We start from the raw sequence: 9,721 nt of genomic DNA, 5'->3' as shown, positions 1-9,721 counted from the left end.
ACCACCCCGTCAGTAGCTGAACAGGAGGGACAGCTGATAGAAACAGAAGCCACTGGAGCACCTCAAAAACACCATCATACACTAAATCAGTAAGTTGGCAGCATCACCGACTTCAACTTAAGAACATTTTCCGCCGATTCTTTCGCCATATCCTTACGGATCTGCTGTTCACAACCAGCATCTCCACTACATTCTTTATAGCGTTCAGTATACTTCTGCGGGCTACCTTTGCTTAAGGAGTTATTCTCAACTTCCACCTTCGCTGTGTTGGAGGAAAAACCGCTGCTGCGTCAGGTACTGACGCATGCTTCCCCGCTGAACGGGGGCATTCGTCTTAATAGCTTGTCCGAGATGACGTCATACAGCGCCCGGCACATTAACCGCTTCTGCCAGGAGAGGATTGGCGTTTCCTGGAAATCGTTTGTCCGTATTCTCAGAGTAAATGAAGCGTGCCGGCGCATCCATCACGGCGTGGTCGATTTGCGCACCCTTGCTTGTGACCTCGATTTCCATGATCAGGCCCATTTCAGCAAAGATTTCAAAATGCTTTGTGGTGTAACGCCGTCTGACTATCAGCGGAACCTGCCGCATTTCTATGCCGAGGAGACGAAACTGTGTATGAATCTGCCGGGTCGCTATGCCCGGTGACGATTGCGCTACCATAACACCGGATACACTCGGAACAGATACGGGCCATGCGGCTTTTACGGAATTGATACCGCCGTTACCAACGGTATCAAGATCTTCCCGCTACAGACTGCTTATCAGAATGAGGTGCGCTTGTACTGAAGATACTGCGGCTCCCAGAATCCGCTCGAAATGTTATGTTGCAAGGTTTCCTGCGGGATATTTACGGCGACGCCATCACGTTGAGCAGCCAGAGCAACATCAAGGGCGATGGCCTGCGTCACCTGCCGGATGTCATTAATACTGGGCAACAGCGGACCACGCCCGTCGCGCACCAGCGGCGAACAACTTGCCAGCGTGCGGCTGGCCGCCATCATCATGTTATCCGTGACGCGTGTGGCACGGCTAACCATCACGCCGAGACCCACACCAGGGAAGACATAAACATTATTGCATTGTGCAACAGGATACAATTTTCCCCCGTGGCTTACCGGCTCGAACGGGCTGCCGGTGGCGATTAACGCGTTACCATCGGTCCAGCGCAGAATATCTTCCGGCCGTGCCTCTGCGCGCGAGGTTGGGTTGGAAAGTGGCATAACTATCGGTTGCGAACAGTGACGATACATTTCCCCGATCACCGCTTCGCTGAATAGTCCTGGCTGCCCGCTGACGCCAATCAGAACGGACGGTTTAGCCTGGCTTACCACGTCCATCAGCGAGTACGCCTCCTGCTGACCGCCCCAGCTCGCCAAACGCGACCGCGGCTGCGCCAGCGGTGACTGGAAAGGAGCCTGATTAGTTTGATCGTCCGTAAGCAGGCCAAAGCGATCCACCATGAAAATGCGTGAACGGGCCTGCTCATCGGTCAACCCTTCAGCCACCATCTGCGTGACGATATGTTCGGCAATGCCACATCCGGCCGATCCCGCGCCCAGGAAGACTACCGTTTGGTCACATAACCGACGTTGGGAGGCCTGGCTTGCCGCCATCAGGCATCCCAAAGTCACCGCTGCGGTACCCTGGATATCATCATTAAAACAGCAGATCTCATCACGATAGCGGGTCAGCAGCGGCATCGCCGTCTGTTGGGCAAAATCTTCGAACTGTAATAGCACGTCCGGCCAACGGCGCTTAACCGCGCGGATAAACATCTCGACGAACTCAAAATATGCGTCGCCGGTGATGCGCGGATGACGCCAACCCATATACAAAGGGTCATTGAGCAATTGGGAATTGTTCGTTCCCGCATCCAATAAGATTGGCAGCGTATGCGACGGCTTAATACCACCGCAGGCGGTGTACAACGAAAGTTTGCCGATAGGAATCCCCATGCCGCCAATTCCCTGATCGCCCAGGCCGAGGATCCGCTCCCCGTCAGTGACGACAATCACCGAAATATTCTGCTTTGTGGCGTTATGCAATATTTCGTCGATCATATGCCGGTCCGGCCAGGCGATGAATAATCCCCTGGCGCGGCGATAGATGTCGGAAAAGTGTTCACACGCATGTCCGACTACCGGGGTATAAATAATCGGCATCATTTCCACCAGGTGCTTGCTCACAAGGTGATAAAACAGCGTCTCGTTGGTATCCTGAATATTGCGCAGAAAGATATGACGGGCAATATCCGACTTGATATCCAGGAATTGCTGATAGGCCCGCAGCGACTGCTCTTCAATCGTCTCAACCGCTGCGGGCAACAGCCCGCTCAGGTTAAACATTGCGCGTTCTGTTTCAGTAAACCCGCTGCCTTTGTTCAGCAGCGGGGATTCCAGTAATACCGGGCCTGCATAAGGGATATAAAGTAAATTGTCTGTGATTTCGTGGGTCATAACTTACGTCCGGCTAACTGATGTTGACAACAAAGTACTCTCGCCTGGCTCTCTGGATTTAATGGCATCGCACTGACGACACGTCCTTCAGAACAACAGGTAGTTAGCCAGCAACATGGTAAGCATGCCGCCGAGCGCCGGAATTAAGGTCCTGCGCACTATCATGAACGGTGAACATTCACCGGCTTTGCTGACCGCAATGATGATCCCTGCGACGGGAGAAATGGAACGTCCCATTCCAGCCATCAGTTGCATCGGCAGAATCATATGTACAGCGCTTTCGCCAAATTTAGTGGCGATAGCAGGCGCCATGCCGGAGAAAGAGAAAAATGCCGCAACCCCGGAGCCCGTCAGTACAGCGGTTATACCTACCAGCAGCGTCATCACCACGGTCATGCTGGCAAAGCCAAAGCCCGCGTTCTGCACCATCTCCAACAGGTAATCCACCGCGCCGATTTTTTGCATTCCCTGCGCGTAGATATCCGCACACACTAACAATGAAACCACGCTGGTAAACATCCCGCCCATTCCTTTAAAAAATACCTGTACACCTTTACAGCAGGCACGGAAGTCGCGTTTAACGAACAGTTCGCAGACGAACGCCAGTATTGTGCCGACAATCATGGCGGTAACTACGTCGATTTTAATGGTGGAGATGACCAACGGGCTAAAGACCAGCACCAGAATCACAGGGAATACAGGCAGGAAAGCATACAGCCCCGGCACTTTTTCGCTATCCTCACTCTGAGGCGTCGTGTCGTCCGCCACCTGGCTGGTCATCACGTGACCATCTTTCTTGTCATAATATTTGGCGGTAAAGAAAATCAGCACCGACACTACCAACATAACGGCAACAGCCACCGGCATCTGATAGTGCGCAAAGTAAACGGCGGCTTCCATACCGGCATGTTTAGCCGCCAGGTTGGCCGTGCCGACCGCCGGGCCTAAGTCCATAAAGGCGCACAGACCGATCATCGCCGCCGCCGCTGCTTTACTGACACCCAGTCGTACCAACACCGGGAAGAACGTCACTAATAACATCATCGCCAGCCCGGCGGCGCTGGAAATCGCGACGTGCAGCAACTGTGCGCAAATATACCCCACAGCCAGGATCACGTAGGGCGCCTTGATGATTTGCAGGGGACGAATGCAGACGTTCACCATTGCATTGGAGGCTTTGATATGATCCATATAACTGGCAAAGCCGCCCGCGGCCATGATGATCAAACCGATACCGGCGATCTGTGTGGAGAGTGAATTTTTGGCAAACGTAAAGATATCCAGCCAGGTGGAACCGGTTGATTTAGCCTTACCGTAGAGAATGCTATTATCAGGATAGAAGACAGCAGTAATGGTCAGTAAAGACAAACCAGCCAGCAGCAATACCGTCTGAGGTTGGAAGTTCTTGATGATTAACCATGCTGCAATGATAGTGATCACGATTGCGATTACAAATGCGGTCATGAGATCGTCCTTTTGTTTTCCTATATATGACGGCTAGTTATATTTAGATCGCCTAATTCTCTATAAATTCAGAGACTGATGCCGTAATGAAATCATGATCGAATCAGGGTAATGTGAGCTATGAGAAATTGCTTTTCCCGCTGGGGTTTGTGCGCATGATCTCATAACAGGAAATATGTCAATCACTTTACGGAAGGCTATAGCATAGCATTATTATGTGATAAGGTTATTCTCTATACTGAATATAGTATCTTTTTATCCGTAGTGTGTAAGGACGACAATTATGAAAAAAAATACCCCTTTAACATTAGAGGACTATATTTCAAAAACCGTGCTGTTATGTTCACTAACCGAGTCAGAACACCGTCTTGACGCGTATATGCGTGAACATTTTAATGAACTCCCTTTTCACGGCATCATCGACATTGCCCGCAATGCAATGGTGAGTAAAGCAACGGTTGGGCGTTTTTTAAATAAGCTGGGATTTATCGGCTACGCTGACTTCCGTCGGGCATTGGAAAATACGCTGACACTGCAAAAAATGGTGCCGCCGTTTGAGCTGGCATCACGCATTCAGGTAAAAGAAAAGATTACCACGGAACAAATTGTTTCCGAATTTAATAAGAATGTTACGACCTTGTTCGAGAATTTTAAAGATAATATCAATATTGACAGTCTGGATAAATTTATCGACATTATTTTGAATACCAACCGACATATATACGTAATCGGTCCCGCGTCTTCCTATGCGATGGCGAAACATTTTACTACGCTGATTAAATATTTCCGCGATCGGGTTACATTGCTTTCTATGGACGTTGGGGAGTTGCCGAAGTCATTGCTGACCGTTACGGATCAGGACGTGCTGATCGTTTTCTCCTACTACCGTTTTAACCGGGTAGTGATTCGCGTTACCGAATGGTGTTGTAAAAAAGGCGCGACGGTAGTGCTGATTACTAACTCGGAGTCCAACCCGTACGGCAAATTTTGTAATCTGCAGTTTGTGTTGCCGAGCGATACGCAATCCGTATTCAAAAGCCGCATCGTAGGTTTCTTTTTTATTGAGCTGGTGTTGCATCTGGCCTATGAAAAAGGCGAAGGCGAGGGCAATTTCGAGCAACTGGAGGAACTGTTTGTCTTTTTTGAAACCTTTTCACCTCTTCCTGGATAATGACCGCTTCCTGTCGGCACACCTGCTTTCGGCAGGAAGCGAATGGCTCTGGACTACGCCGTCCGGACATGAATGTAATCGTCGAAGGCTATGACGGTTTCTTCGATCAGCGCGTCATTGCAGCCCAGATAAGACAATGGATCGCAAGCAGCAACAATCTCCGACTCAGTTAGCGCGTCAATAACGGTCTGATTTTCCAGCATGCACTGCAACAGGTCTTTAGAGCCGTCTGCGTCTTTTAATAACGCTTTCATCAGATCGTAAGCGGCACCACGCCCGATTTTCTCAGCCAATACCATGGTGACGGATTCCGACATAATGAAGTTCTTTGAAGCGGCGAAGTTGCTGCGCATCTTCTCTTTGTCCACCACCAGATGCGTAATTAACCGGACAGCACGTTCAAGGCTGGCCGACAAGGCCAGCGCCGACTCCGGTACCAGCGTCCAGTTGAGTACGCGGGCGGAGGCAGCACGCACGTCACACTGATCGAGAAGGCTGGTTGCACCAGAGGCATAGTTCCAGCCCATGCGGGAAAGCGTCTGGATCATATTGCTCGCGCGGGGATTCGTCTTGTGTGGCATCGTACTGGATCCTCCACCGCCTTCGCCTTCACGCAACTCGCCCACGGACGTGCGGCCCTGCGTTTCAACGTCGTTGGCCATGCGACACAGCGTGCCATGCACCAGGGCAAAAAACTGCACCACTTCGACTACATGATCCTGACTGGCATTGCTCATACCGACAGGGCATGACAACCCTAACGCGCCCATTAATTGCTTACGTATCGCCATTCCCTGGCTGCCGACGGAGGCCAGGTTGCCGACCGCGCCACCAAACAGGCCGGTAGTCGCTGCCGGGTAGAGGCGATCCAGGCGCTGAAGGTGGCGGGTTAGCTCGGACAGATAGCTGCTGACGTGTAGCCCCCACGTCGTGGCGGAAGCATCGACGGAATTCGTTCTGGCGACCATCACCGTATGTCGGTGCTCAAGCGCCATAGCTTTCAACGTTTCGCCCAACTGCACCAACTGTCTGCGCAGTAATTGCAGGGTTTGCTTCATGCGCATGGCCAGGGCGGTATCCAGCAGATCCTGAGTCGTGCAGCCCCAGTGAAGGTATTTTTTGACCAAAGGGGAACCCGCATCGGCAATTTGATCAACCAGAGGCTTAATCGCCATACCGACGGAACGCGTTTCCCTGGCGAGGCGCGGCCAGTCTATTTTCAGCGTCTGGCAGGCGGCGGAAATTTCCGCGGCGGCTTCAGGGGGAATAATACCTAACTCAGTCTGCACATGCGCGATGGTTGCTTCAAAGGTCAGCCAACAGCGAAGAAGATTATCATCGGACCAGATTGATTTCATCTCCGGCTGCGTGAAGAGAGAGGAATACAATTCTGAATCAAATACCGAACTTTGACTGCCTGGCATTATAAACTCCTGTGACGTACGTCGCTGATAACAGCATATCATTCAAATCAAATTTAACTGCGTAACGAGTATTCTGGAGCAATTCTCACTGCGTAAACAGGGGAATATGCATTTCCCATATGTTCCGGGGATCACAATATGAAAAACGTGATGAGATTAACATAAATTCGCCATTTATATCTCAGTTCGGAGAGAATCAATTAAATCGCTATTATTTATTTTCAATGAAATCTTCACAAATAACAACGCCAGCCATTAAGCCCTATTTTATGTGCGTAAAATCACATTTTATTATGAGAAAACGCAATTCCCGTATTCGCTCTGCATTAATGTAACTAAAAATTAATGGCGCCTGATAACAACTATTTAATCCTGCATCAAGGGCGAACATATTTATTTTTTAAAGGGGAAGAACAGCATGAGCATTAAAGCCAAAACATTATTATTCATTGCCTTATCTGGGGCTAGCACGTCAGCGCTGGCGATTAGCGTTTATGAGGATAAAGCCACCACGCTGGATATTTACGGGCGTATTGAGTGGCAGTTAGCGAATGGAGAAGCATCATTCGCAAATGATGACTCCCGTAGCCAAATAGGGGGGCGCTTAGGGATTTATTTAACCCGCGACCTCCCTTTACTGGAAGATACTAAACTTGTCGGTCGCCTGGAGTGGCAGGTTCGTACTGAAAAAGATGATAATAAAACCAAAGATAAAGATCTCGACGCCCGTTACGCCTATCTGGGGCTTTCTCATGCTAAATATGGCGAGCTGATTGCCGGTCGTACTAAAAACCCGTTATATCAGGTCATGCGCATGACGGACAAATATAAAAACTTTACGCCAAACGTATATAACTACGGTATTACCACTATTGACGATTCTTACCAATTTAACCGTCAGGATGGCACCCTGCAATGGAACGGTGATTTTAGCGGGCATCAGGTGCAACTGGCTTACGTTTTTGGAAATGGCAATAGCGACAACGATGCACTTGATAACGGCATGATGGCCAGTTATCGCAAGATGATTAAATTCGGCGACGTAAAAATCACACCGGCGATTGCCGTCAGTCAATATAACCGTCAGGACGGCGTAAAAACCACCGACGGCCGCAAGAAGCACAGCCAGGTAATGGGCGGGCTGCAGTTCGATTATAGCGATTTGTCATTAGCCGTAACGGCGGGTAAGGTCTCCATAGAAAGAGACAATAAATCTGACAATGACTATACGAGTTTCGATTCCGTTGCCTCCTATCAATTCACCAAAGAATTCAAAGTGCTTGGCGGGTACAGCATCCTGGATGAAGCCGACGAGGATGTGTACGAACACGAGGGCTGGCGAATTGAATCGCAGCTAACCTTAGCTAAGAATGTGTATTTATCAGCAACTTACCTTAATACGCTGGCCAGTAAAAACGAGAAGGTCAACGATGACGCCATTATCGTCGGGTTGCGCTACGACTTCTGAGGAAAGAATAATGAAAAAAATCATGTTGTTGCTGGCAGGACTGGCGCTGATGGTCGACGCGCAGGCCGATACGATTATTGCAGCCAAACCGCAGGATAAACTGAGCGGAGTCAATAAATCCATTGCGCTCTACGGAAATTCATATACACATTATAACAATAATATAAATACCCGACTGCGCGATCTCAGCCGTTCGCTGTTACCGAATGGCGCTAAAGACTATATGTTCCGGGGAATCACCATTTCTTCTGGACGTTTAGGCTGGCACCTTCCGAATCTTGAATTCCAGAATACGCTGCAAAAATGGGACGTGGTGATATTTCAGGGGAATTCAACAGAGCCTTTTTCCGCTAAAAAAGATTCGCGTCACTATTTCACGGAGTCCGCCGTCAAGATGGCAGATATGGCTCACAAAGAGGGCTCGCGTGTGGTTTATTTTATGACCTGGGCCAGCAAGGATAAACCCGAGCAAACTGAAAAACTGGAGAAAGCCTATCTGAATATAGCCAGTAAAACCGGGGGATACGTCGCGCCGGTCGGGCTGGCCTTCAGTAACGCAATTAAGACGCATCCTGAAATCAATCTGTATCATAGCGATGGAAATCACCCCTCGCTGGCGGGAACCTATCTGGCTGCCAGCGTGCTGTTCGCCACGCTGTATGACCAGTCACCGATAGGCGGCGCACTGCCTGCCGACAGCGATATGACCGAGCAAACCGCCAAAGCGCTGCAGCAGGTGGCATGGGATACCGTCCAGGAATTCCGTGCTAACTAACGGCGGCTGTAACGGCCTCTCCCGTGTTTTCGATATTATGCGAGAGAGGCTGCCAACTCATGAAAGAGGATATCTCCCGGTATATTCTGCTCTTCGCTGTGAGTTCAAAGCAGACCTTGCTGCGCTTCAGGCGGTCCGCTTCGTGCCCAGGCTGTGTAAAAACTCGGTTTTTTCAGTATCTGAGGACTAACACCAGCAGGGATGCAAGATATTCCTGATATGGGCTGTATTCGCAGTGATTTGTATGTTGAGGCAAAACGAGACTTTGTGGCTTGATATGGAGTACTAATGGCCAGTTATTAGGAGTTAAAGCGGCCACTGCCGCTAGCTGCATCGTTCTCGCAGCTTAATGGCCAATCCTTCGGCCCCCCAGATGGACATCATCCTCTTCAGGTTATAAGCCAGTACATGCAGACTGATTTCTGTGCTGACGTTTTTAAACCGTTGCGTCAGGAAGTGAGTCGCTCCCATCCACATCTTAATTGTCCCGAACGGATGCTCTACCGTTTGCTTTCGCACGACAGCTGTTTGTGGCGATGCATTAAGCCTGGCTTGCATGTCTTCCATTTCTGCTTCATGAACCCAGCGCTTTATACGCCTCGGATCGCGTTTTGATGTGGTGCACCTTGACCGCTGACTGCAATCGCGACAGGCAATATTGTTAAAGTACATTTGCTGTTCTAAACCATCCTCAACCATCGTAAATCGGTTCTGAAGTTCTTCACCCATCGGGCAAATATAAATATCTTTTTCCTGGTCATATTTGAACAATGAACGATTGAAAAGACCTTTACGGTCAGCGCCAGAGGTATCGCCTTTTGGTACTAAGGCTACGGCACCTAAGTCCTGCGGGTGATGCTGCCAACTTACTGATTTAGTGTATGATGGTGTTTTTGAGGTGCTCCAGTGGCTTCTGTTTCTATCAGCTGTCCCTCCTGTTCAGCTACTGACGGGGTGGTG

The 9,721-nt window shown here is 49.8% G+C and carries 9 protein-coding genes and 1 pseudogene; 5 read left to right on the top strand and 5 right to left on the bottom strand.

The window, feature by feature from the left end:
• Window positions 1-53: IS1 family transposase (locus ACJHW7_RS24955; RefSeq protein ID WP_129692851.1), on the bottom strand; the 53-nt coding region annotated here is incomplete at its 3' end.
• Between the two features lie 175 nt (window positions 54-228).
• Between ACJHW7_RS24955 and ACJHW7_RS24950 the strand changes: the two genes are divergently transcribed.
• Window positions 229-648 (top strand): helix-turn-helix domain-containing protein, encoded by a 420-nt coding sequence (locus tag ACJHW7_RS24950; protein WP_224479530.1) that lies wholly within the window; start codon window positions 229-231, stop codon window positions 646-648.
• A 116-nt stretch (window positions 649-764) separates the two neighbouring features.
• Here the strand turns inward: ACJHW7_RS24950 and ACJHW7_RS24945 are convergent, their stop codons facing one another.
• Both ACJHW7_RS24945 and dcuC read right to left on the bottom strand, forming a co-directional pair.
• On the bottom strand, window positions 765-2,459 hold the full coding sequence (locus tag ACJHW7_RS24945) for an NAD-dependent malic enzyme (RefSeq protein WP_001547044.1): 1,695 nt from the start codon (window positions 2,457-2,459) through the stop codon (window positions 765-767).
• A gap of 87 nt (window positions 2,460-2,546) precedes the next feature.
• On the bottom strand, window positions 2,547-3,923 hold the full coding sequence (gene dcuC, locus ACJHW7_RS24940) for a C4-dicarboxylate transporter DcuC (protein ID WP_001547043.1): 1,377 nt from the start codon (window positions 3,921-3,923) through the stop codon (window positions 2,547-2,549).
• 283 nt (window positions 3,924-4,206) lie between these two features.
• On the opposite strand from dcuC, the gene ACJHW7_RS24935 reads away from it, so the two are divergent.
• Window positions 4,207-5,094 (top strand): MurR/RpiR family transcriptional regulator, encoded by an 888-nt coding sequence (locus tag ACJHW7_RS24935; protein WP_001470102.1) that lies wholly within the window; start codon window positions 4,207-4,209, stop codon window positions 5,092-5,094.
• A 53-nt stretch (window positions 5,095-5,147) separates the two neighbouring features.
• Here ACJHW7_RS24935 and ACJHW7_RS24930 read toward each other — a convergent pair whose 3' ends face one another.
• The gene (locus ACJHW7_RS24930; RefSeq protein ID WP_001470100.1) at window positions 5,148-6,518 is read right to left on the bottom strand and encodes an adenylosuccinate lyase family protein; all 1,371 of its coding nucleotides are present in this window, start codon (window positions 6,516-6,518) and stop codon (window positions 5,148-5,150) included.
• Between the two features lie 418 nt (window positions 6,519-6,936).
• Between ACJHW7_RS24930 and ACJHW7_RS24925 the strand changes: the two genes are divergently transcribed.
• Both ACJHW7_RS24925 and ACJHW7_RS24920 read left to right on the top strand, forming a co-directional pair.
• Window positions 6,937-7,986, top strand: coding sequence for a porin (locus ACJHW7_RS24925; RefSeq protein ID WP_001470099.1), 1,050 nt, complete (start codon window positions 6,937-6,939; stop codon window positions 7,984-7,986).
• Between the two features lie 10 nt (window positions 7,987-7,996).
• A complete protein-coding gene (locus tag ACJHW7_RS24920; protein WP_001470098.1) occupies window positions 7,997-8,761 on the top strand; it encodes a DUF4886 domain-containing protein in 765 nt (254 codons plus the stop codon).
• Between the two features lie 324 nt (window positions 8,762-9,085).
• On the opposite strand, the pseudogene ACJHW7_RS24915 reads toward ACJHW7_RS24920, so the two are convergent.
• Window positions 9,086-9,610, bottom strand: a pseudogene (locus tag ACJHW7_RS24915) (transposase); the annotation flags it as partial.
• Between the two features lie 57 nt (window positions 9,611-9,667).
• On the opposite strand from ACJHW7_RS24915, the gene ACJHW7_RS24910 reads away from it, so the two are divergent.
• Window positions 9,668-9,721 (top strand): IS1 family transposase (locus tag ACJHW7_RS24910; RefSeq protein WP_129692851.1); only part of this gene is annotated, 54 nt, incomplete at its 3' end.

The sequence above is a fragment of the Escherichia sp. WS1152 genome (assembly GCF_046487665.1).
In the GTDB taxonomy this organism is placed as follows: domain Bacteria; phylum Pseudomonadota; class Gammaproteobacteria; order Enterobacterales; family Enterobacteriaceae; genus Escherichia; species Escherichia coli.
The sequence above is the reverse complement of the archived record's forward strand: the minus strand, read 5'-3'. Positions and strand labels throughout refer to the sequence as shown.